Origin of the sequence: Embleya sp. NPDC050493 (assembly GCF_044458105.1) — a bacterium.
In the GTDB taxonomy this organism is placed as follows: domain Bacteria; phylum Actinomycetota; class Actinomycetes; order Streptomycetales; family Streptomycetaceae; genus Embleya.
The window spans coordinates 1-22176 of record NZ_JBITHP010000051.1; the positions used below are offsets into that span (position 1 = coordinate 1).

Annotated in this window: 18 protein-coding genes; 9 read left to right on the top strand and 9 right to left on the bottom strand. The window is 71.2% G+C overall.

What is annotated here, in order from left to right; translation table 11 throughout:
• Positions 1 to 175 precede the first annotated feature (175 nt).
• Together mqnP and ACIBM5_RS45570 are read right to left on the bottom strand one after the other, a co-directional pair.
• Positions 176 to 1108 (bottom strand): menaquinone biosynthesis prenyltransferase MqnP, encoded by a 933-nt coding sequence (gene mqnP / locus ACIBM5_RS45565; RefSeq protein ID WP_391586674.1) that lies wholly within the window; start codon positions 1106 to 1108, stop codon positions 176 to 178.
• Positions 1087 to 2538 carry a menaquinone biosynthesis decarboxylase gene (locus ACIBM5_RS45570; RefSeq protein WP_396012603.1) on the bottom strand — a complete coding sequence of 484 codons (1452 nt, stop codon included), beginning with the start codon at positions 2536 to 2538 and terminating at the stop codon, positions 1087 to 1089. The genes mqnP and ACIBM5_RS45570 overlap by 22 nt, the downstream gene beginning before the upstream one ends.
• A gap of 93 nt (positions 2539 to 2631) precedes the next feature.
• Between ACIBM5_RS45570 and ACIBM5_RS45575 the strand changes: the two genes are divergently transcribed.
• The 3 genes from ACIBM5_RS45575 to ACIBM5_RS45585 all read left to right on the top strand — a co-directional run bounded on the left by ACIBM5_RS45575 (position 2632) and on the right by ACIBM5_RS45585 (position 6903).
• Positions 2632 to 4752, top strand: coding sequence for a DUF4139 domain-containing protein (locus tag ACIBM5_RS45575; RefSeq protein ID WP_396012604.1), 2121 nt, complete (start codon positions 2632 to 2634; stop codon positions 4750 to 4752).
• A gap of 2 nt (positions 4753 to 4754) precedes the next feature.
• Positions 4755 to 6359 carry a DUF4139 domain-containing protein gene (locus ACIBM5_RS45580; RefSeq protein WP_396012605.1) on the top strand — a complete coding sequence of 535 codons (1605 nt, stop codon included), beginning with the start codon at positions 4755 to 4757 and terminating at the stop codon, positions 6357 to 6359.
• A gap of 91 nt (positions 6360 to 6450) precedes the next feature.
• Complete coding sequence (locus tag ACIBM5_RS45585) at positions 6451 to 6903, top strand: PLD nuclease N-terminal domain-containing protein (protein WP_396012606.1); 453 nt, start codon at positions 6451 to 6453, stop codon at positions 6901 to 6903.
• Positions 6904 to 7065: 162 nt separating this feature from the next.
• Here ACIBM5_RS45585 and ACIBM5_RS45590 read toward each other — a convergent pair whose 3' ends face one another.
• Positions 7066 to 7968, bottom strand: a complete 903-nt coding sequence (locus tag ACIBM5_RS45590) for an IclR family transcriptional regulator (RefSeq protein WP_396012607.1) — start codon at positions 7966 to 7968, stop codon at positions 7066 to 7068.
• Between the two features lie 94 nt (positions 7969 to 8062).
• Here ACIBM5_RS45590 and ACIBM5_RS45595 point away from each other — a divergent pair, with 94 nt between their 5' ends.
• Positions 8063 to 9838 (top strand): amidohydrolase family protein, encoded by a 1776-nt coding sequence (locus ACIBM5_RS45595; protein ID WP_396012608.1) that lies wholly within the window; start codon positions 8063 to 8065, stop codon positions 9836 to 9838.
• A gap of 270 nt (positions 9839 to 10108) precedes the next feature.
• Complete coding sequence (locus ACIBM5_RS45600; RefSeq protein WP_396012609.1) at positions 10109 to 11797, top strand: TerD family protein; 1689 nt, start codon at positions 10109 to 10111, stop codon at positions 11795 to 11797.
• Between the two features lie 132 nt (positions 11798 to 11929).
• On the opposite strand, the gene ccsB is transcribed toward ACIBM5_RS45600, so the two are convergent.
• From ccsB to hemL, 6 genes are all read right to left on the bottom strand, one after another.
• On the bottom strand, positions 11930 to 12946 hold the full coding sequence (gene ccsB, locus ACIBM5_RS45605; protein WP_391586870.1) for a c-type cytochrome biogenesis protein CcsB: 1017 nt from the start codon (positions 12944 to 12946) through the stop codon (positions 11930 to 11932).
• Between the two features lie 44 nt (positions 12947 to 12990).
• Complete coding sequence (locus ACIBM5_RS45610; RefSeq protein WP_396012610.1) at positions 12991 to 14721, bottom strand: cytochrome c biogenesis protein ResB; 1731 nt, start codon at positions 14719 to 14721, stop codon at positions 12991 to 12993.
• On the bottom strand, positions 14721 to 15476 hold the full coding sequence (locus ACIBM5_RS45615; protein ID WP_396012611.1) for a cytochrome c biogenesis CcdA family protein: 756 nt from the start codon (positions 15474 to 15476) through the stop codon (positions 14721 to 14723). Before ACIBM5_RS45615 ends, ACIBM5_RS45610 begins: the two co-directional genes overlap by 1 nt.
• Positions 15477 to 15481: 5 nt before the next feature.
• Positions 15482 to 16096, bottom strand: a complete 615-nt coding sequence (locus tag ACIBM5_RS45620) for a TlpA family protein disulfide reductase (protein ID WP_396012612.1) — start codon at positions 16094 to 16096, stop codon at positions 15482 to 15484.
• Positions 16097 to 16298: 202 nt separating this feature from the next.
• Positions 16299 to 16979 carry a histidine phosphatase family protein gene (locus ACIBM5_RS45625; protein WP_391586663.1) on the bottom strand — a complete coding sequence of 227 codons (681 nt, stop codon included), beginning with the start codon at positions 16977 to 16979 and terminating at the stop codon, positions 16299 to 16301.
• Between the two features lie 2 nt (positions 16980 to 16981).
• Positions 16982 to 18298, bottom strand: coding sequence for a glutamate-1-semialdehyde 2,1-aminomutase (hemL, locus tag ACIBM5_RS45630; RefSeq protein WP_396012613.1), 1317 nt, complete (start codon positions 18296 to 18298; stop codon positions 16982 to 16984).
• A gap of 328 nt (positions 18299 to 18626) precedes the next feature.
• Here hemL and ACIBM5_RS45635 point away from each other — a divergent pair, with 328 nt between their 5' ends.
• The 4 genes from ACIBM5_RS45635 (at position 18627) to ACIBM5_RS45650 (ending at position 22011) form a co-directional block, all read left to right on the top strand.
• Positions 18627 to 19619, top strand: a complete 993-nt coding sequence (locus tag ACIBM5_RS45635; RefSeq protein ID WP_396012614.1) for a hypothetical protein — start codon at positions 18627 to 18629, stop codon at positions 19617 to 19619.
• 203 nt (positions 19620 to 19822) lie between these two features.
• Positions 19823 to 20254 (top strand): hypothetical protein, encoded by a 432-nt coding sequence (locus ACIBM5_RS45640; protein WP_020556484.1) that lies wholly within the window; start codon positions 19823 to 19825, stop codon positions 20252 to 20254.
• 84 nt (positions 20255 to 20338) lie between these two features.
• The gene (locus ACIBM5_RS45645) at positions 20339 to 21028 is read left to right on the top strand and encodes a TetR family transcriptional regulator (protein WP_396012615.1); all 690 of its coding nucleotides are present in this window, start codon (positions 20339 to 20341) and stop codon (positions 21026 to 21028) included.
• Positions 21029 to 21072: 44 nt separating this feature from the next.
• A complete protein-coding gene (locus ACIBM5_RS45650) occupies positions 21073 to 22011 on the top strand; it encodes a TauD/TfdA dioxygenase family protein (RefSeq protein ID WP_396012616.1) in 939 nt (312 codons plus the stop codon).
• Positions 22012 to 22176 lie beyond the last annotated feature (165 nt).

Below are 22176 nucleotides of genomic sequence, written 5' to 3' on the forward strand. Positions count from 1 at the left end.
CCCAGCATGCCTGCGGGGGGGGCGTGGTCGGGCGCCCCCCCCCCCCCCCGCGGGCGCGGCGCCCCCCCCCCCCCCCCCCCCGCCCCGCCCCCCCCGCCCGGCCCGGCGGGGGTGGAAGAACCGCGGTATGCGCAGCGGGAGTTCGGTGGCGTCGGTGCGGACTCGCCCGATCCGTCTACGGACGCAGCCCCCGTACCCCCAGGTCCAGCAGTGCGCACACGAACAGGGCGATGCCGATGAAGCCGTTCGTGGTGAAGAAGGCGCGGTTGAGTTTGGACAGGTCGTCCGGGGCCAGCAGCGAGTGTTCGTAGACGAATGCCGCGGCGACGATCAGCAGGCCCAGCCACCAGAAGAAGCCCGCGCCGGTGAGCGCGCCGAACCAAATGAACAGCAGCGTGGTCACCACGTGGGTGATCTTGGAGGCGTTCAGCGCGGCGGCGATGCCCCACTTGGCCGGCACGCTCTTGACCCCGTGCGCGCGGTCGGCCGCGACGTCCTGGCAGCCGAAGATCAGGTCGAAGCCGCCGATCCAGGTGCCCACCGCCAGGCCCAGCACGACCGCCGGCCACGACCACGAGCCCGTGATCGCCAGCCAGGCGCCGATCGGCCCGATCGCCTGCGCGACGCCCAGGATCGCGTGCGGGATGTCGGTGAACCGCTTCCCGTACGGATAGACCACCATCGGGATCACCGCGACCGGCGCGAGCATCAGGCACAGCGGGTTGAGCAGCGCGGCGGCGACCAGGTAGAAGAACAGCGCGACCAGCGCGCCGATCCACGCGGTGCGCACCGACACCGCACCGGTGACCAATTCGCGCGTTGCGGTGCGCGGGTTGCGTGCGTCGATCTCGCGGTCGATGATCCGGTTGCAGGCCATCGCGAAGGTGCGCAGGCCCACCATCGCCACCGTGACCAGGAACAGCTCCCGGTAGTGCAGGCGTTCGTTGGTCTCGTACATCGCGGTGAAGGCCGCGATGTAGGCGAACGGCAACGCGAACACCGAGTGCTCGATCAGCACCAGGCGCAGGAACGCCTTGACCCGGCCCACCTCCGACGGTGCTCCGGGAGCGGGTAGCGCGGCGGACGTCACAGTCCGTATTCCTTCCATCGGCGGGTCACCTTGGCGGCGGTCTCGGGGTCCGACACGACCATCTCCGGCCAGCCGCCGTCGCGCGTGTAGCCCTCCTCGGGCAGCTTGCGGGTCGCGTCGATGCCCGCCTTGCCGCCCCAGAACTGCTGGTACGACGCGTGATCGAGGTGGTCCACGGGCCCCTCGGTCAGCAGCAGGTCGCGCGCGTAGTCGGTGTTGCCGAACGCCCGCCACGCCACCTCGTGGTAGTCGTGCACGTTGCAGTCGGCGTCCACCACCACGATCAGCTTGGTCAACGACATCATGTGCGCGCCCCAGATCGCGCTCATCACCTTCTGCGCGTGCTTGGGGTACTTCTTGTCGATCGAGACGATCGCGCAGTTGTGGAAGCCGCCCGCCTCGGGCAGGTCGTAGTCCACGATGTCCGGCACGATGATCTTGAGCAGCGGCAGGAAGAACCGCTCGGTCGCCTTGCCCAGCGGCCCGTCCTCGGTGGGCGGTCGGCCGACCACGATCGACTGGAGCAGCGGCTTCTCGCGCATCGTCACGCAGTCGATGGTCAGCGCCGGGAACGGCTCCTGCGGCGTGTAGAAGCCGGTGTGGTCGCCGAACGGGCCCTCGGGCAACATCTCGCCCGGGGTCAACCAGCCTTCGAGCACCACCTCGGCCTCGGCCGGGACCTGGAGCGGCACGCTCACGCAGTCGACCATCTCGATCCGCCGGCCCCCGATGAAGCCGGCGAAGAGGTATTCGTCGATGTCCCCGGGCAGCGGCGCGGTGGACGCGTACGTCACCGCCGGCGGACACCCGAACGCGATCGCCACCGGCAGCCGCTCACCGCGCTTGGCGGCCACCTGGTAGTGGTTGCGGCTGTCCTTGTGGATCTGCCAGTGCATCCCGATCGTGCGCTTGTCGTGCCGCTGGAGCCGGTACAGGCCCAGGTTGCGCACGCCCGTGTCGGGGTCCTTGGTGTGGGTCAGGCCCAGGTTGTAGAACGAGCCGCCGTCCTCGGGCCAGGTGAACAGCGCCGGGATGGTGTCCAGGTCGACGTCGTCGCCCTTGAGCACGACCTGCTGACAGGGCGCGTCCTTGATCTTCTTCGGCGGGATGTGCGCGACCGAACCGAGCTTGCCGAACGCCTCGCGGATCCCGGTGAAGCCCTGCGGCAGTTCCGGCTTGAGCAGGCCGCCGATCTTCTCCGACAACTCGTCGTAGCTGCTCAGCCCGAGCGCCATCAACATGCGCTCGTCGGTGCCGTAGACGTTCATCGCCAGCGGCATCGAGCTGCCTTTGACGTTCTCGAACAGCAGCGCCGGGCCCTTGGCCTTGTTCACCCGATCGGTGATCTCGCCGACCTCCAGATGCGGATCGACCTCGGCGCGGACGCGCCGCAGTTCACCGCGCTTCTCCAGTGCCTTCAGGAAAGCGCGCAAGGTCCCGTATGCCATGCGTGCCAGTATCCGACACGGACTCGCCCGAGCCGCACGCGCACCCGGCCGGGCGGGCTACGTTGGACCCTCGTGCCGAGCAGGGAGGGGTACATGCTCACGGTCGCTTCGGAATTGCGTTCGGTGGTCGTTCATGCCGTGGGGGCGGTGTGTGTGCGGAATTGCGAGGTGGAACTGCCGGCGGGCTCCCCGGGGCCGGTGCGGGTGCGGGTGAGCGGATTCCCGTTGACCGCGTACGGCGACTGGCTGCGCGCCCGGGTCGTCACCGGCGGGACCGGTGTGCGGGTCACCGACGTCCGGCCCGTGGTCGACGTCGAGGTGGTCCGGGACGCGGACCTGCCGAGCGTGCTGCTCGACCTGGAGGCGGCCGAGTCCCGGGTGCGGGCCCTGCACGAGCGCAGTGCGCGCCTGGCCGCCGAACTGGAGGAGATCGCCGCAACGACGGCGATCATGCCCACCGTGCGCCGCGGCGACCCGCCGCGCACCGCACCGGTGTCCGCGCTCCTGGATCTGGCCGCGTTCGTCGACGAGCGGGCCGAGGCGCTGTACGAGCGGATCGGCGCGTGCGACGACGAACTGCGCGAGGCGGTCCGGGACACCGAGCTGTACCGGGCCCGGCTCAATGCGGCGTCCGGCGCGGTTCGCACCGAGCGGGCCCAGGTGTCCGGCACCGTGGTGATCACCCTGGAGCACACCGGCGACGCGGGCTCGATCGGGCTGGACGTGGAGTACCACGTGCCCGGCGCGCGCTGGGCACCGATGTACCAGCTGCGCCTGGACGAGGCGATGACCGGCGGCACGCTGGTCATGCGCGCCTGCGTCGCACAGCGCACCGGCGAGGACTGGACCGGTGTGCGGCTCGGCCTGTCCACCGCGGACCTGGCCCGCGGCACCGACCTGCCCGAACTCAAGTCGTTGCGCCTGGGCCGCCGGCAGAGCGCGCCCGCGCACGCGGGCTGGCGGGAGCCACCGGCCGGGCTGACCGAGTTGTTCGCGGGCTACGACGCGGGGGTGGCCAAGCGTCCGCTGTCGCGACCGGCGTACGCGGGGGCCGCGGCCGGCGGGCCCGACGAGCGGCGGGCGGCCTACCCGCCGGCTGCGCCCGGCGGCATGAACGACCTGATCGAGGCCGATGAGCCGGCCTTCATGCAGGGGCCGGCCGCGCCGGTGACCGCCGCTCCGCCGATGCAGGTCGCCGGCGGCTTCGGCGCGCCGCCGCCCGCGCCGCGCCCGGCCGCCCCGATGATGCGCCGGACCCGGAGCGCCCCGGCCGCGTTGGCCGAGCCCGGCGCCGCGATGGAGTTCGCCGGCTACGGCGCGCCGGCCGACGAGGACGCCATCACGCCCGGCGCGAAACCCGCGCCGCCGGAGCAGCCCGAGCCGGGCGCCGACCTGCTGGACTACGCGGCGCTGGAGCTGCGCGGCGCGGACGACGCCGAGGCCCGGGGCCGGTTGCGCCCCGCGCCGCACGGCCCGGGCGGCAATGCGCTGGAATACCGCCGGCGCGCCGACGAGGTGACCCGGCTGGCGCTGCCCGAGCACGCGCTCGCGCCGCGGGATGCGGCCGGGTCCTACGACTACCGCTTCGACACCGCGGCGCCGGCCGAGGTGGCCGCGGACGGCGTGTGGCACACCATCCCGGTGTGCGAGATCGAGGTCGGCCTCGACCCGGAGTTCGTCTGCGTACCGGCGCTGGACGACGCGGTGTTCGGCACGGTCGTGCTCGCCAACGCGTCGCCGCACGCACTGCTCGCCGGCCCGGCGGACGTCTCGGTGGCCGGCGAGTTCCTGATGACCGTGCCGCTGCCGACGCTGGCGCCGGGCGCCCGCGAGCGGGTGGGCGTGGGCGTCGTGGAGAGCGTGCAGGTCTCGCGGAACGCGCACATGCGCGAGTCGACGGCGGGGCTGCGCGGCGGCACCGCGGTGCTCGACCACCGGATCGAGATCGAGGCGGTCAACCACCTCGCCCGGCCGATCCGCCTGGACATCCTGGAGCGCGTCCCGGTCACCGACGACAAGGACGTGAGGATCGAGGAGCACGCCGGCGCGCCGCGCTGGGTGGAGGACACCGAACTGCGCGACGGACGACACGTCCCGGGTGCACGGGTGTGGCATGTCGAACTCGCCCCCGGCGAGCGCAGGAACCTGACCGGTGGCTACGAGATCCGGATCCCGGCAGCGAAGGCCGTGGTCGGCGGCAACAGGAGGGTCTGACGGTGACTCAGCCGACGCTGGAACAGAGCACTCCGACCGAACCCGAGCCGGAGCCGCTGCCGATCACGGCGGTCACGTGTCTGGAGGACCGGGCCCAGGTGACCCGGTCCGGCCGGATCGCATTGAGCCGGGGCGTACAGCGGGTGCTGGTCGGCCCGGTGACCCCGCTCGCGGTGGATCGGTCGTTGCGCGCCGAGGTGGTCGCCGACGACGGCACCGCGACCGCGATCGACGCGCGGGTGGTGCGGGTGTACACGCCCAGGCCCGCGAACGGGCCCGGGCCGGACGCGTCCGAGCTGCGTCGGCTCGTGTACGAGCTGGACGAGCGCGGCACCGCGCTGTCCCGGCGCGAGCGGCGCCTGCGCACCGGATTGGCCCTGGTCGATCAGGCCCGGGCCGATGTGCGCCGCGACATCGCCGAGCAGACCGGCTTCGGCACGACCGAGCCCGAGCGCTGGGCCGCCGAGTCGGATCGACTCTCCGCCGAGGCCGAACGGCGCCACACCGAACTGCACGCGCTGGCCGACGAGCAGGCCGCGCTCCGGACCCGGTTGCGCAGCGCACAGGCCGCGCTGCAGGCGGCCGAGCAGGAGCCGACCGAGCTGACCGCCGCCGTCGAGGTGGTGATCGAGGCCGAGCGGGCCGGTTCGGCCGAGCTGCGGGTGGTGCACCTGGTGCCGTGCGCGCTGTGGCGGCCGGCCTACCGGGCCGTGCTCGCCCCGGATCGCCGGTCGATCGAGCTCGAATGCGACGCGGTGGTGTGGCAGCGCACCGGCGAGGACTGGTCCGGCGTGGCGCTGTCCCTGTCCACCGCGCGCCCGACCCTGGCGGCGCGTCCGCCGAGCCTGGTCGAGGACCGACTCACCCTGCGCGAGCGCACCCAGGTGGAGAAGAAGCAGGTCGAGGTGGATCTGCGCGAGGAGGAGATCGCCACGGTCGGCCGGGTCGCGGGCGGCTCCGCCGAGCTGCCCGGCGTGGACGACGGCGGCGAGGTCCGGGTGCTGGCCGCGCCCACACCGGTCGAGGTGCCCTCCGACGGCCGGCCGCATCGGGTCCGGTTGACCACGTTCACCGCGAAGTGCGAGCCGGAGGCGGCCTGTTCACCCGAGCTGTCGCAGTACGTGAGCCAGGTCGTGCGGTTCGCCAACGACGCCGGACACGCGCTGCTCGCAGGCCCGGTGGAACTGGTCCGCGGCAGCGGGTACGTCGGGCGCGGGCAGCTCGACTTCGCCGCGCCGGGCGAGGAGGTGCGGTTGCCGTTCGGCAGCGAGGACGACTTCCGGGTGGTGCGCGAGGTGACCGAGTCGCGCAGCACGGCCTCGCTCACCGGGCGCACGGTGGTCACCCGCACGGTGACCGTCTTCCTCTCGCACGTGGCCGCGCCGGGTGCCGAGCCGCCCGGGACGGTGGTGCTGCGCGAGCGGGTGCCGGTGTCCGAGGTGTCGGCGGTCGAGGTCAAGGTCCGCCGCGACCTGTCCGAACCGGCGCCGGACGCGGTCGACGACCAGGGAATCGTGCGGTACGACCTGCGCTTGGCCGCGGGTGAACGGCGGCGGATCACGCTGGTGTACGAACTGCACGCATCGGGCAAGGTCACCGGACTGTGAGCGATCCGGTGTTCATGGAGGCGACCGTTTACGCTGGATGGGAGACGCATCCGAGTATCGAGCGCCGAATAACCGTCTGGGAGACCGCCACATGATCAGGGCCCTGCTGTTCCTGCTGCCCCTGGCCGTCGGGATCTACGCGTTCATCGACTGCCTGACCACCGATGAGCAGAAGGTCCGCAGCCTGCCCAAGATCGCCTGGGTCTTCATCATCCTGCTCTTCTTCCCCGTCTTCCTCGGCCCGATCGGCTGGTTCGTCGCCGGGCGCCCCCAGCGCGAGTACGCCCCCGGCGGGGCCGGCGGCTTCGGGTTCGGCGGGCGTTCCCAGGGCCGGCAGATGGCCCCGGACGACGACCCCGAGTTCCTCGCCTCGCTGAACAAGGACAACCGCCGGCCGAGCGAACCGAGCGCCGCCGAGGACCAGGCGGAGATGCTCGAGCGCTGGGAAGAGGACCTCAAACACCGCGAGGACGACCTGCGCAGCCCCGACCGGGACAACCCGGACGGACGGGCACAGGACAAGGACGCGAAGGACAAGGACTGAGCCGGGTTCTCCGGCCGAGCCTCGGTCGCGCAGCCGGCCGGGTCGCATCCGCGACCCGGCCGGCTTTCGTTTGTGCGGACCGGGGTGTTCGGCGGACCGTTTCCCCCTCGCTTGCGTACCGGCCTTCGTCTGCTCGGCGTCCGGTCGCCGGGCGTCGGCCGCTCAGGTCGCCGCCGCCACCTCCGCCGCAGCGTCGGCGAGCAGCCGGCCGGTCTTGTCCAGCGTCCGTCCGTCGGTCCGCGGCGCGAAGCCGCGCAGGCTCAGGATCAGCACCAGGTCGCCGTCGCGATCGTGCACGGGAGCGCTGATCGCGCCCACCCGATAATCCCGGTCCGGTTCCAGCTCGTCGATCTGGCCGCCGTCGGACCCGCCGATCTCGGCCGCGATCTCCTCCAGGAGCGTGCGCAGTCGAGCCGCCGACGCGCCCGCGCCCAGGGTGTCCAGCCCCTCCAGGTGCTCGTCCAACTCGCCGAGCGTCTCGCCCAGGCGCGTCTCCACGTCGGTGACCAGCTCGATCGCGAAGCCCCGGCGCCGCGCGTGGTCGATCGCGCGCGCCATCCGGCCGCGGGCGGCAAGATCGTGCGCCTCGTCGAGCCAGCGGCGCACCGTCTGCTCGTCCGCCCAGGGCACGTAGCCGATGCCCAGCGGCGGGGTGATCGGCGCCTGCGCGCCGACCCGTAGCCGGTGCAGCTCGGGCCCCGGCGCGCGGACCACCTCGGCGATCGCCACGCGATGCTCGCCGGGGGTCATCGCGAAGCAGGACAGCCCGGTGTCGTCGCGCAGCCGGGCCATGATCGGGCGCGCGACGTCGAGCACGCCGAGACCGCGAGCGGCCGCTCGGCCGACCGCCACCAGCGCCGGTCCGAGCCGGTAGGTGCGCCGGGTGGGGTGGCGGATCAACCAGCCCAGCGAGGTCAGGCTCGCCAGCATCGGATGGCACGTGGCGGGCGTCACCGCGAGGTGCCGGGCGATCTCGGACAGGGTCAGCCCCTCGGCCGGCCGTTCGGCGATCGCATCGATCAGGGAGACGAGTCGGTCGGTCTGCGGTGACGGTCGTGGGGCCATGGTCGGCACCCTACTGGATCTTTTCGCATAGTGCGCATATTGACTCGCACAATGCGCAGCCGTACGGTCTGCCCACGCTACCGGGGAGGCTCATATGTACGACCTCAAGATCATCAACGCCACGATCGTGGACGGCACCGGCGCGGATCGTTTCGTCGGCGACATCGCGATCCGGGACGGCCTGATCGTCGCGGTGCGCCGGCACGACGGCCCGGACCCGGAGTTGCCGGGCGACGCGACCGAGACGATCGACGCGAGCGGTCGCCTGGTCACGCCGGGCTTCGTGGACATCCACACCCACTACGACGGCCAGGCCACCTGGGACGAGGTGCTCGACCCGTCCACGTCGCACGGCGTGACCACGGTGGTCTCCGGGAACTGCGGGGTCGGCTTCGCGCCGGTCCGGCCCGGCCGCGAGGACTGGCTGATCCGGTTGATGGAGGGCGTCGAGGACATCCCCGGAACGGCCCTGGCCGAGGGCATGACCTGGGGCTGGGAGACCTTCCCGGAGTACCTGGACGTGCTGGAGCGCCGCACCTTCGCCGCCGACATCGGCGTCCAGGTCGCACACGGCGCGGTCCGGGCCTACGCGATGGGCGACCGCGGCGCGAACAACGAACCCGCCACGGCCGAGGACATCGAGGCGATGGCGGTGATCGTCAAGGAGGCGATCGAGGCCGGCGCCCTGGGCTTCTCCACGTCGCGCACCGTCGCGCACAAGGCGATGGGCGGCGAGCCGGTGCCCGGCACGTTCGCCACGGAGGACGAACTCTTCGGCCTGGGCCGGGCGATGGCCGCGGGCGGGCGGGCCGTGTTCGAGCTGGCCCCGACCGGATCGTCGGGCGAGGACATCGTCAAGCCCGCCTCCGAGGTGGCCTGGATGCGCCGACTGGCCGCCGAGATCGGCATGCCGGTGTCGTTCGCGCTGCTCCAGGTGAACGCGGCGCCGGAGTTGTGGCGCGAGCTGATGGCCGAGTCGCAGGCGGCGAACGAGGCGGGCGCGCGGCTGCATCCGCAGATCGCGGGGCGTCCGTTCGGCATGCTGACCGGCTTCGGCACCCGCAACGCGTTCAGCAAACGACCGACCTTCCGGGCGATCGACGACCGGCGCGTGGCGGGCGAGTTGGACGACGCGGCGTTCGCGGCCGAATTGGCCCGGCCCGAGGTCAAGGCGGCGATCCTGGCCGAGGCGGACCTGCCCAGCGACCCGAACGTCCCGGGCGACTCGGTCAACCTGGCGATGCAGGCCATGCTGGACCGGATGTACCCGATGGACGCGGTCCCGGACTACGAGCCGCTGCCGGACCGCACGGTGACCGCCATCGCCCGGGCGCGCGGCGAGGAGCCGCTGTCGACGCTGTACGACCTGCAACTGGCGGACGACGCGCGGACCACGCTGATGGTGCCGATGTTCAACTACTCGGACGGCGACCACGAGGCGATCCGGGAGATGCTCACCCACCCGGCGAGCGTGTTCGGCCTGGCCGACGGCGGCGCGCACTGCTCGATGATCTGCGACGCGTCGCAGCCGACGTTCCTGCTCACCCACTGGGCCCGGGACCGCACCCGCGGCGAGCGCCTGCCGCTGGAGTTCCTGATCCGCAAGCAGACGATGGACACCGCCACGCTCTACGGCCTGTCCGACCGCGGCGTCGTGGCCGAGGGCAAGCGCGCCGACCTCAACGTGATCGACCTGGACGCCCTCACGCTGCACCGCCCGCGCATGGTCCACGACCTCCCGGCCGGCGGCGGCCGCATGCTCCAGGCGGCAACGGGCTACGTGGCCACGATCGTGGCGGGCGAGGTCACCCGACGGAACGGCGTCGACACGGGCGCACGGCCGGGGCGGTTGGTGCGGGGGGCGCGCTGAGGGTCGCCGAGCCGGGGCCTCTCGACCCGGGCGGGTCGAGGGGCCCGGCACCTTGTGGGCCCTCGACCCGCCCGACACGTCTTCCGGCCGCAGGGTGAAGCCCCACCACACCGCACGAACCGGGTGCCGCGGCCGGATCGGCTCAGGGACCCGGCGATCGCCCGGGAGAAGGCCGAACACCGTGCCGATTCGCGCCGGCAGGGGGTGCACGGCGAATCGCCGCATAGGATCTCGGCGGGGCCGTGTCGACTCTGGGGGGGTTGGTCATCGATGTCGCATGTCGTGTTGACGACGGGCGCGAACGCGCCGCTCGGCGACGAGGTCGTCGAGATCGTCGTGTCGTGGGAGGGTCACGCGGGCGTCGATGTCTCGGCGTTGCTCCTCACCGCCGATCATCTGGTGCGCGGTGACGCGGACTTCGTCTTCTGGAACAACCCCGCGACCCCCGACGGTGCGGTTCGACTCGCCGACGGTGGGCGGATGACCGTGGTCACCAGCGCGGTCGCCGCCGACGTGGCGAGCCTGGTCGTGGTGGTCGCGGCCGACGGCCGGACGGGCGCGGACACCCTCGCGGACGTCCGCGGGCTACAGGCCGTCGTGGGCGAAATGCTCTACCGGCCCGACGACTTGACGCGGGGCCAGACCGCCGCCGTGCTGGTCGAGGTGTACCGGCGCGCGGACGCGTGGAAGGTGCGTGCGGTCGGTCAGGGCTACGCGAGCGGTCTCGCGGGCATCGCCACGGACTTCGGGATCGAGGTCGCCGAAGAGCCCGAGGACACACCGACGGCACCGGAACCCGCGGTGGGCTTCGCGATCCCCGACGGGACGGCAGCACCCTCGGACGTCACCGCCCCCGCCGCACAGCCGGCGCCCGTCGCCTTCGCTCCGCCCGCCGCACCGGCGCAGCAGCAGGTGCCGGGACCCGAGTTCGCCGCACCCCCGGCGGCCGCCGTTCCGGAGCACACCACCGGCTTCGCGGCACCCGCGCCCGCACCGGCCCCCGTCGGGTTCACCCCGCCGCCGGCCATCACACCGCCCACGGCCCCGACACCCGCCCCGAAACCCGCCTCCCCGGTCTCACGGGCACTGGCTCGGCTCCGCCGCCGCCCGGACGTCCCCACGCCGCCGGCCCCCGCGCAGCCGGCCCCCGCGCCGACCACCACGTACGCACCCACCACGTCGTATCCGGCGGCGACTTCGTACGCCCCCGCCCCGGATGTCGCCACTGTCGGCACGCCGTCGAACATGACCAAGCCGCCGCTCGGTGCGATCCGATTGACCAAGAGCCAGAGCGTGGCACTGCCGTGGGACGGCGACCCCGGCATGGTGATCACGGCGACGCTCGAATGGGACGGGGGCACCGCGTACGACGCCTTCGGCGAGGCGGACCTCGACCTGTACGCGCTGTTCGTGCCGCGCGTCGAGGCGGTTCCGCCGAGCGACAAGCGAATACCGACCAGGGGCGCGGTCTACTACCGCAACTTCGGCTCGACGACCGCCGAGCCGTACGTCCACCTGGACGGCGACGCCCGCAGCCCGGGCCGCGAGGTCGTCCGGATCACCCGCCCCGACCTCCAGGGCCACGTGCTGATCTGCGCGTACAGCGCGCTCGGCAACGGCAGCGGCAGCTTCAAGTCCTACGGCGCCAAGGCCGTCGTCGACGACGGCCGGGGCTCGATCGTGACGGTCCCGCTCCTCGACGACAACGATAGCGGCTACTGGGTCGCGATCACGTTGATCGACTTCACCCGGCCGGAGGGCCCGACGGTCCGGCACGTCGAGCGATACTCCGAGTCGGGCGAGGAACGCCCGATGCTCTACGCCGACGGGCGCTTCGCGATGGGCATGGGACCCATGGAGTTCAAGGACGGCACCCCCACCGAAGAGTGGGAATGGGAATTGCTCATGGACCCGGACGTCCACCATGACATCCGCGAGGGCCACGAGCTCTACCCCTGACCGGGTCGGCCGCCGGGCGGGGGCCGACCCGTGAACTCGTGGTGGGGCACGCCGTCGCGCACGACGAAACGGGTCTGCCCCGTCAGCCCCTCACGAGGGCGACGGGGCAGACCCGTACGAACCGACCGCGGCTCAGACACCCGCGTACGAGTGGAGCCCGTTCACGAAGATGTTGACGCCGTAGTAGTTGAACAGGAAGCACGAGAAGGCGACCAGGGAGACCGCTGCGGCCTTGGTGCCCTTCCAGCCGGCCGTGGCGCGGGCGTGCAGGTAGGCCGCGTAGGCGACCCACGTGATGAAGGACCAGACCTCCTTGGGGTCCCAGCCCCAGTAACGCCCCCACGCGTTCTCGGCCCAGATCGCGCCGCACACGATGGCGAAGGTCCACAGCGGGAAGATGATCGCGTTGACCCGGTAGGCGGTCTTGTCCAGCGACGCCGAGCTGGGCAACCGGGCCAGCTTGTCGTCGAAGCGGCCCGGCTTGGTCCTGGTCGGGTCGGCCTGCCGACGCTCGTAGCCCTGGCGGAACAGGAACAGGATCGAGGCGAGCGCGCCGATGTGGAACGCGCCGAAGGAGACGATCGCGGACGCGACGTGGATCCACAACCAGTACGAGTCGAGCGCCGGGACCAGTTGCTCGGAGTCGGTGTACAACACCGTGACCGCGACGCCGAGCGTGGTGAGCACCGGCAGCGTGACGAACAGGCCCAGCCAGCGCACCGGGTACTTCCACAGCAGCGCCAGGAAGGCCAGGACGACCATCAGCGCCACGGAGGTGGAGAACTCGTACATGTTGCCCCACGGCGCCCGCTCCACCGAGATGCCGCGGGTGAGCACGGAACCGGCGTGGAGCAGGAAGGCCAGCACGGTCAGCGAGACCGCGATCCGGCCGATCCGGTCGGCGCGTTCGTTGCCGCCCGCCACGTCGCCCCGGTCGTCCGCGCTGTCGCCGTCGTGCCCGCCCTCGCGCAGCACCACCACCGGCCGCTCGGCCAGGGCGACCCCGCCGGCCGCACCCGCGGCCGCCGGTTCCAGGACCTCGACCGACAGGTCGGCCGAGCGTTTGGCCACGGCACCACTGCTGCCGAAGGTCCATTCCATGCAGTAGGCGAAGAACGCCATCAGGTAGACGGCGATCGCCGAATACATCAGCACATTGCTGAATTGGGCGAGGTTCTCGTTGACGCCCACGCTCACTCCTTGACCTTGGTGCCGGATGAGTTCGCCGGCGCGGCCTCGCGCAACGCGTCCACGAACTCCTGTACCTCATCGCCGAGGCCCCCGCCCTCGGTGCGGGCGAGCCCGCCGACCTCGACGACCGTGTGACCGTCGGGTCCCTCCACCGCGCGCACCCACATGCGGCGGCGGCGAACGAACAGTGACAGCACGAGGCCGACGATGGCGGCCACCACGCTGAAGAGCGCGAGCCCCTTGCCGGGCTCGCTGGCCACCTGGAAGTTGGCCCAGGTCTTGACGCCGTCGAAGGTGATGCTGCCGGCGCCGTTGGGCAGCTCCACGGTGTCGCCGACCTTGAGGGCCTTGCGCCACACGTCGGAGCCGTCCATGAACTTGGACATCTTGTCGGCCTTGAGCGCGTAGATGTTCTGCGGGATGCCCGAGTCCATGCCCAGGTCGCCCTCGTAACCGCTGATCATCAGCCGCGGGTTGAGCAGCGAGGGGAACACCGAGATCGGACCTCGCCTGGGGTCCACGAGCAGATTGCCCTGCTGGTCCATCGGCGCGCTCGGCAGGAACTGCGCGTCGAAGCCCAACTGCTTGAGTCCGGCGCTGACGTCGGGAACCTTGATCACGCCGGTCGAGGTCCGGTTGCCGTCCTGGGGCAGGAAGATGGTCGGGCCCTTGTAGGCGATCTTGCCCTTGGCGTCGCGTACGGTCACCTCCGGCGCGTAGCCGGTGGCGATCATGAACACCTTGGTGTCGCCCACCTCCAGCGGGTGGTTGACCTTGATCGTCCCCGACTTGTCCTTGCCGTCGTGCCCGTACCAGGACTCGATGTGCGCGGTGAACGACCTCGGCTCACCGCGCTTGGCGCCGGTCGGCTGGAAGGTCTGCTCGACCGATTTCAGCCGGAATCCGAACGGCTCCAGGTTGTCCGCGTCCACGAGCGCGCCGAACTGACGGTCGTCGTACTGGGTGAGCACGTTCGCGAAGCTGCCGCCCTCGACCACGATCTTGCCGCCCTTGACGCTGTACAGACTGCCCAGCGCGAAGGCCACCAGGATGCCGAACAGGGCTATGTGGAACAGCAGGTTGCCGGTCTCCCGGGCGTAGCCCTTCTCCGCCGCGATCGAGTCGGTGGTCGGGTTCAGCCGGAAGCGGCGCTTCCCGAGTGCGCCGCGCGCGGCTTGCAGCACCGCGTCCGGGTCCGCCGAGGTCTCCCAGCGCGCGTACGCGGGCAGCCGGGTGAAGTTGCGCGGTGCCTCCGGCGGCTTGGCCCGGAGCGTCTTGGCGTGTGCCCAACAGCGCGGCACGATGCAACCCGCGAGCGAGACGAACAGCAGGATGTAGATGGAGGCGAACCACCACGACGAGAACACGTCGAAGAGCTGGAACTTGTCCATGATCTTCGCGCGGTCGGGGTGATCGCGGAAGTATTGGCTGACCTTGATCGGGCTGACCGGACGCTGCGGGATCAGCGTCGGCGGCGTGGCCGCGACCGACAGCAGGAACAGCAGGATCAGCGCGACCCGCATCGAGGTCAGTTGCCGCCAGAGCCAGCGCGACCAGCCGAGCACGCCCAGTTGCGGCTGGCGGATCTCCTCGTCGCCGTCGTCCTGCGCGGGAGCGGTGGACATCCCGGCATCGGCCCTGGCCTCGGACTTCGCGATCCGGCCGAGGTCGTCGTCCCGGGCGAGATCGTCGTCCCGTTCGAGGTCTTCGTCGCTTCGGGTCTCGAGACTCATCAGAATCCGATCGTGTATTGCCGGGTCCAGGACTGCATCTCGCGCATCAACTGGTCCCACGCCCCGCTGAGCATGAGCACCCCGAGCAGCACGAGCATGCCGCCGCCCAGGCGCATCACCCAGACGTAGTGCTTCTTGACCCACCCGAAAGCGCCCAGCGCCTTGCGAAACGCGACCGCGGTGAGCAGGAACGGAACGCCCAGCCCGACGCAGTACGCGACCGTGAGCAGCGCCCCCCGGTTGGCGCTGGCCTCGCTGGTGGACAGGGTCAGTACGGCCGACAGGGTCGGGCCGATGCACGGCGTCCAGCCCAGGCCGAACACCATGCCCAGGAGCGGCGCCCCGACCAGCCCGATGGCCGGCCGCTTGTGCACCCGGAACTCGCGCTGCAGACCGGGCAGGACGCCCATGAAGGACAGCCCGAGCACGATGGTGATCGCGCCGAAGACCCGGGTGATCGTCGACTGGTGTTCGGCCAGGGTCTGGCCGAAGTAGCCGAACGCGGCGCCGGTGGACACGAAGACCACCGTGAAGCCGAGCACGAACAGCAGCGCGCCGAGGAAGAGCCGACCGCGCCGGGCGTCCTTGAGATCCGCGCCGGAGATGCCGGTGACGTAGCTGAGGTAGCCGGGCACCAGCGGCAGCACACACGGGGAGAAGAACGAGATCAGCCCGGCGAGCAGGGCGATCGGCAGGGCCGCGACGAGCGACCCGCTGTAGACCGTGTCGTTGATGCCTGCGGCTGCGACCAGCACCTCGATCAGGCCTTCTCGTTCGGCACGGGCTCGTTCAACACGGGGTCGATCATCGAGCGCAGTTCCTCGATGGTGACCGCACGCAGCACCCGGGCCGCGATCCGACCCTGGCGGTCGATGATCAGCGTGCTGGGGATGGCGTTCGGGTTCAGGCTGCCGGTGAACTTGAGGATCTCGCGCGCGTCCGGGTCCCACAGGCTCGGGTAGGTGATGCCCTTGCTGTTGGTGAACGCGAGCGCGTTGTCCTCGGTGGCGTCGCGGGTGTTGATGCCCAGGAACTGCACACCCTTGTCCGCGGTCTCGGTGTGTGCCTGCTGGAAGTCGGCGGCCTCGGCCCGACACGGCGGGCACCACGAGCCCCAGACGTTGAGGACCACGACCTTGCCCTTGAAGTCGGCGAGGCTGATGTCCTTGCCCTCCAGCGTCTTGCCGGAGACCTTCGGGGCGGTGGTCCGGTCGCCCGTCTTGGCGCGCACGATGCCGCTCTTGTCGCTGTCGACGTAGCCCTTGCCGTCGCCGTTGCTCTTGCCACCGGCGCTCATCCCACCGCAGCCGGAGAGTACGAGCAGAGCCGCGGCGGTGAGCAGCGCGGCACGACGAGGCAGGCGGCGTGTGAGCATGTGAAAAGTTTCGCATGCCTCCACGACCGCTCCACGCGGGGTCCGTCGTGCCGCTGACACTGCTTCAGTTCATCCCGATTCATCCCAAATAAATGGGGCATGATGCCCCGAATTCTCAGCTTTGCGCTCTGCCCCGAAACGCACGCCGTGTCCGGTCCCGAGGCGCCGGTCGGGCCTCACACGCCGACGTGGTCGCCCCGGGTCACGCCCCGAAGCTCTTGCCCTGCGCCTTGCCCGCGAGCTTCGCCGGCAGCAGGTCGCGAGCCGGTTCGCTGTAGCCGACGGAGACGATCTTGTCCCCCTCGTAGGTGAACGTGGTGAGCGACGCGAGCGAGCACTGCCGGTTGCGCGGGTCGTGCCACAGCCGCCGCCGCTCGACGAAGGAGCGGGTCACCCAGATCGGCAGCTGGTGGCTCACGCACACCGCCTCGTGCCCGCGCGCGGCGTCCCGGGCGGCGCCCAGCGCGCCCATCATCCGCACCACCTGCTCGATGTACGGCTCGCCCCACGAGGGCTTGAACGGGTTGGTGAGGTGCTTCCAGTGCGTCGGGTTCTTCAACGAACCGTCGCCGACCCCGAAGGTCTTGCCCTGGAAGATGTTCTCCGCCTCGATCAGCCGATCGTCGGTGGCGATCTCCAGCCCGTGCCGGTCCGCGATCGGCGCGGCGGTCTCCTGGGCGCGCTCCAGCGGCGAGGACACCACATGCGTGATGTCCCGCCCGGCGAGGTGGTCGGCGACCCGCTCGGCCATCTTCAGGCCCAGGTCCGACAGGTGGTAATCGGGCAGGCGGCCGTACAGGATGCCGTGCGGATTGTGCACCTCGCCGTGGCGCATCAGGTGCACGATCGTCACATCGCGATTGGTCTGCGGCTTCTGAGCCATCGTCAGTTCTCCTGGGCACTCGCTGCGGCGCGGGCTGCGGCCGGCAGCGCGTCGAGGATACGGTTCACGGCCGTGTCGTCGTGGGCCGCGGACAGGAACCACGCCTCGAACGCGCTCGGCGGCAGGTACACGCCCGCGTCCAGCATCGCGTGGAAGAACGCGGAGAAGCGGAACGCCTCCTGCGTGCGTGCCTGGTCGTAGTCGTGCACCGCACCGTCGGTGAAGAAGATCGAGAACATGTTCCCGGCGGTGGACACGGTGTGCGCCACGCCCTCCTTGGCCAGAGCGGCCGAGACCTCGGTACGCAGCGCGAGCGAGACCCGGTCCAGGTGCTTGTACACCGCCTCGGTGCAGTACCGCAGCGTGGTGACGCCGGCGGCGGTGGCGATCGGGTTCCCGGACAGCGTGCCGGCCTGGTAGACCGGGCCGACCGGGGCCAGTCGGGACATCACGTCCGAGCGCCCGCCGAAGGCCGCGGCGGGGAAACCGCCGCCCATCACCTTGCCGAAGGTCATCAGGTCGGGCACCACGCCCTTCAGACCGAACCAGCCCGCCTTGGACACCCGGAAGCCGGTCATCACCTCGTCGGAGACGAACAACGCGCCGTGCCGCTCGCACAGCGCCTTGAGCCCCGCGTTGAAGCCCGGACGCGGGGTGACCACGCCCATGTTGCCGGGCGCGGCCTCGGTGATCACGCAGGCGATGTCGTCGCCGTTCACGGCGAACGCCGACTCGACGGCGGCCAGGTCGTTGTACGGGAGCACGATCGTGTCGGCGGCCGAGGCGCCGGTCACCCCGGGCGTGTCGGGCAGCGCGAAGGTGGCCAGGCCGGAGCCGGCGGAGGCCAGCAGCGCGTCCACGTGACCGTGGTAACACCCGGCGAACTTGATCACCTTGGCCCGGCCGGTGAAGCCGCGGGCGAGGCGGATCGCGGACATGGTGGCCTCGGTGCCGGAGCTGACCAGGCGGACCTGCTCGACCGGGGCGACCCGGGAGACGATCTCCTCGGCGAGTTCGACCTCGCCGGCGCCGGGTGTGCCGAAGGACGTGCCGCGCGCGACCGCCTCGCGGACGGCCTCCTGCACGGCGGGGTGCGCGTGGCCGAGGATCATCGGGCCCCACGAACACACCAGGTCCACGTATTCGCGGCCGTCCGCGTCGGTCAGGTACGGACCTCGGCCCGAGACCATGAAGCGGGGCGTGCCGCCGACCGCGCGAAAGGCGCGCACCGGCGAGTTGACGCCGCCGGGGGTGACGGCCTGCGCACGCGCGAACAGGGCGGCGGAGGCGGGTGCGGGGTTCTCGTTGACAGAGCTCACCCGGTCATGCTCTCAAACAAATCGGGCACGTTCGTCGTCGCCGGCGGCGCGGCGTCGAAGGCTCCGGACGCCGGGCACCGGGGTGCCCGGGTGGACCAACCGCATGGGCGCCGGGGAGGGTGTGCACGGATTCGCGTTGGTTCCCGGGGATCCGGCAACCGAAACCGGGGGCCGGGAGCAGTATGATCGGGCCACCCGGACCCGTGCCCACGGGTGAGGCATGTCCGGCGGGGTGCAGCACGACGATCGGGGTGCGCGCGTGGCGGCGAGAACACGTCGGGGTGGGCGGTCCGGGCGACACCACCGGATAGCCGGCGGTCTCGGACCGGTGCTGGCGACGCTGCTGTTGCTGGCCGGGACGGCCGCATGCAGCGACGGAGACTCGGACGACGGCGGTACGACGGGGCTGCGCGGCGCCCTGGACGCGGTGCGGGACGACGCGTCCACCCGAGGCTGGTTCGAGTACGGCGACACGGCCGCGCTCACCAAGGCCAACGGCGGCGCCACCCCCACCGGGCCCTACGGCACGCTGATCGGGATCGGTTCGCCCGATCTGGGCGGACTGCGCGAACAGGTGGCGCCGGCCCTGGGTTTCGACCCGACCAAGGCGCGCGAGGCCTGGTCGGCCGGCCGACCGCCTTTCCAGGGCGGGGTGTTCGTCGGCGGCTTCGACAAGAAGACCGTGCTCGGCAAGCTGCAAGCCCTGGGCGCCAAGCCGGATCCGGCCGCGCCGAGTGCACAACGGCTGCGCGGCGACAACGAGTTGGGCTTGGACGACGCGCTGGCCCAGAAACTGCCGCTGGGCAGCAACCACTTCAACGTGATCCGGGTCGCCGACCGGCAGATCGGCTACGGCTCGACGCTCCAGGGCGCCGACCTCACCCGCGGCGGCGGCCGACTCGGCGCGGACCCGACCGTGCGCGCCCTGGCGGACTGCCTGGACAAGCCGCTGGTCGCGGTGCTCACCGATCGGGCCGCCGGCGGCGAGAGTGCGAACGGGCCCAGGATCGCGATCGGGGTGACCGGCAAGGCCGGCGCGCCGGGAACCGACGTGCTGTGTGTGGCGACCGGGTCGGAACCGGCCGCCCGGGCCGAGGCCGATCGACTGCGCACCCTGTTCTCCGGCGGCGGCACCACCGCGGCGGGTGTGCCGTGGAACGCGGTCCTGACCGACGTACGCTCGACGGTGGTCGGCACGAACGTGGTGAAGATCACCGCGCGTTCGGCCGGTTCGGTGCGAACGGGCGTATTCGTCAAGGCGTTGAACGACATGTCGCTCGGCCAAACCTTCTCGGGCGGGCCGCCTGGCCGGGAGTCCTGACGCATGCCGGGGCGGGACCGGTTCCGAGTGGTGCACACCTGTTACCCAACCGCGGTACGGAATGCCCGGATGACCTGCGACGATCTTCAACGAGTCCCCTCGATCACCGACCAGACCGAGACAAGCGAGCAGGGAGCGATGGCGTCGGGCGCCACGGGTGTGCGCACGTGTCACGGAGCCGACCTTGGTCGGGAGGTGCACACGTGGGCGTGACATATGAGTACTTCGGCGCACCCGATCGCGCGACCGCGGCGCGGGTGCCTCCGCTGATCGATCCGACCGACACGGTGGAACGTCCCAGCAATTCCTATGTGTCGTTCGTGAAACCGGAGACGGTCAGCGCCATGGTGCTGTCGCTGCTCGGGGACACCCCGCAGGACGCGACGCCGCCGCTGGAGTTGGTCGTGCTGCATCCCGCGCACGCGGTGATGCAGTTGCCGCCGATGTTGATGGACGTGCTGCGCAACGCGACCGAGGAGGAACTGGGTGCGGCGGCCTTCATCTGGTCGACCTTCCCGGACCGGCGGGTGCCGCGCGACGCGTATCTGCTCTACCGGATGCTGCACGACTGGACCAAGTTCGCCCGCGAACTGCACCACGCCGGGCACCAGTTGTACTGCCTGATGCACTCGTGACGCGGTCGGCCCGGAGTGCCGGTGCCGACCCTTTCTCGATTAACCCACTTGAGTTATTAACCCACGCGGTTTAACGTGCGGTCCATGACAGGGACGCACGACGCTCCGGCGTCGGACCGCGGTGCCGGCGCACGCCTTCTGATGATCGAGGCCGCGGAACGGCTGTTCGCCGAACGCGGCATCAACGGGGTGTCGCTGCGCGAGATCGGTGCCCAGGCCGGGCAGCGCAACACCGCCGCGGCGCGCTACCACTTCGGGTCCAAGGAGACCCTGGTGGACGCGGTCTTCCGGCATCGCATGGAGCCGGTGAACGCACGACGCCTGGCGATGCTGGACGAACTCGACCGGGCCGGGGGCGGACACGACGCCCGAGGTCTGATCGAGGCGTTCCTCTACCCGCTCGCCGACACGCTGGGCGAGCCCGGCAAACCCAGTTGGTACCTGCGCTTTTGCCTGCACGCCGCCTTCCTGGAGGGCACCGTGGTGCGCGACCTGGCCCGCGAGGAGTGGACGCGCGGGATGCACACGGTGCGCGAGCGCATGCTCGGCCTGCTGGCCGAGTTGCCCGCCCGGATCCGGGACGAGCGCTGGGTGCTGCTGTCGTCCTACCTCACGCACGCACTCGCCGACCGCGAGATGGCGCTGCACCACCCCGGTCGGCGTACCCCGACCGATCGGGACGTCTTCCTGGCGGGCCTGACCGACACCGCCGTCGCCCTCTTCCTGGCCCCGGTCTCCGCTCGGACCGAGGCCGCGATCGAACAATCCCCCTAGGTTCCGCCCGGTGCGGGACCTCGCCTGGCTCTGGAGGTTCGGCAATGACGAGCACCATCGATCAGCCCACCTACGAGGACCCCACCCCCGCCTCGGCCGCCGCGTTGGGCCTGGAGGTCCGGCCGATGGCCGGACACATCGGCGCGGAGATCTTCGGCGTCGACCTCACCCGACCGCTTTCCGACGACGTGGTCGCCGAGATCCGCACGATCTGGCTGAAGTGGAAGGTGGTCTTCTTCCGCGACCAGCACCTGACCCAGGAGCAGCACAAGGCGTTCGGCCTTCGGTTCGGCGAACTCGCGCCGGGACACCCGACGTTGCCCGCCGCGTTCCCCGAACACCCGGAGATCCTGCTGCTCGACAACCAGCAGATGGGTACGGGCGGTGGCGGCGGCTTCGTGGAGAGCCGCTGGCACACCGACGTGACCTTCATTCCCGATCCGCCGACCGCGTCCATCCTGCGCGGAGTGATCGTGCCGCCCTACGGCGGCGACACCCAGTGGGCCAACCTGGCGCTGGCCTACGAGCGGCTGTCCGATCCGCTCAAGGACCTGCTCGACGGGCTGCACGCGGTGCACCACAACTCGCTGCCGATCAAGCGCGGCGAACTGCCGGGCAAGCTCGCGAAGCAGTTCCTCGGCGAGGGTCTGCGCGCGGTGCATCCGGTGGTGCGCGTGCACCCGGAGACCGGCGAGAAGGTGCTGTTCGTCAACCCGAACTTCACCAGCCACATCCTCGAACTGACCCGGCAGGAGGGCGCGCACATATTGGAAATGCTCTACGCGCACATCGCCGACGCGGAGTTCAGCGTGCGGTTCCGCTGGCAGCCGGGCAGCATCGCGTTCTGGGACAACCGGGCGACGGTGCATCTGGTGCCCACGGACGTCCCGCCGGGCATGCGCCGTTCGATGCAGCGGGTGACCCTGCAGGGCGCCAATTCGGTCGGCCCGGACGGCGCCGAGTCCTACGCCCTGGAGGCCTGACCACCCCCCGGAATCCCCGATCGACCCGGTCCGCCCGGATCCGACGCTCCCGCACCCGAGGGGGCGTCGGATCCGCCGGTCGGACATCGGTGCGGGGGCTTGTCGGGTCGGCCGATTCGACGGGATGCTGTTCTCCGGGTGGCGATTGTGCACCACCCGTTCTGC

Bases quoted from the DNA above. Each gene is read 5' to 3' on its own strand.
- mqnP (WP_391586674.1), bottom strand. From the start codon at position 1,108: ATGGAAGGAATACGGACTGTGACGTCCGCCGCGCTACCCGCTCCCGGA.
- ACIBM5_RS45570 (WP_396012603.1), bottom strand. From the start codon at position 2,538: ATGGCATACGGGACCTTGCGCGCTTTCCTGAAGGCACTGGAGAAGCGC.
- ACIBM5_RS45575 (WP_396012604.1), top strand. From the start codon at position 2,632: ATGCTCACGGTCGCTTCGGAATTGCGTTCGGTGGTCGTTCATGCCGTG.
- ACIBM5_RS45585 (WP_396012606.1), top strand. From the start codon at position 6,451: ATGATCAGGGCCCTGCTGTTCCTGCTGCCCCTGGCCGTCGGGATCTAC.
- ACIBM5_RS45590 (WP_396012607.1), bottom strand. From the start codon at position 7,968: ATGGCCCCACGACCGTCACCGCAGACCGACCGACTCGTCTCCCTGATC.
- ACIBM5_RS45595 (WP_396012608.1), top strand. From the start codon at position 8,063: ATGTACGACCTCAAGATCATCAACGCCACGATCGTGGACGGCACCGGC.
- ACIBM5_RS45600 (WP_396012609.1), top strand. From the start codon at position 10,109: ATGTCGCATGTCGTGTTGACGACGGGCGCGAACGCGCCGCTCGGCGAC.
- ccsB (WP_391586870.1), bottom strand. From the start codon at position 12,946: ATGTATTCGGCGATCGCCGTCTACCTGATGGCGTTCTTCGCCTACTGC.
- ACIBM5_RS45610 (WP_396012610.1), bottom strand. From the start codon at position 14,721: ATGAGTCTCGAGACCCGAAGCGACGAAGACCTCGAACGGGACGACGAT.
- ACIBM5_RS45620 (WP_396012612.1), bottom strand. From the start codon at position 16,096: ATGCTCACACGCCGCCTGCCTCGTCGTGCCGCGCTGCTCACCGCCGCG.
- ACIBM5_RS45625 (WP_391586663.1), bottom strand. From the start codon at position 16,979: ATGGCTCAGAAGCCGCAGACCAATCGCGATGTGACGATCGTGCACCTG.
- ACIBM5_RS45645 (WP_396012615.1), top strand. From the start codon at position 20,339: ATGACAGGGACGCACGACGCTCCGGCGTCGGACCGCGGTGCCGGCGCA.
- ACIBM5_RS45650 (WP_396012616.1), top strand. From the start codon at position 21,073: ATGACGAGCACCATCGATCAGCCCACCTACGAGGACCCCACCCCCGCC.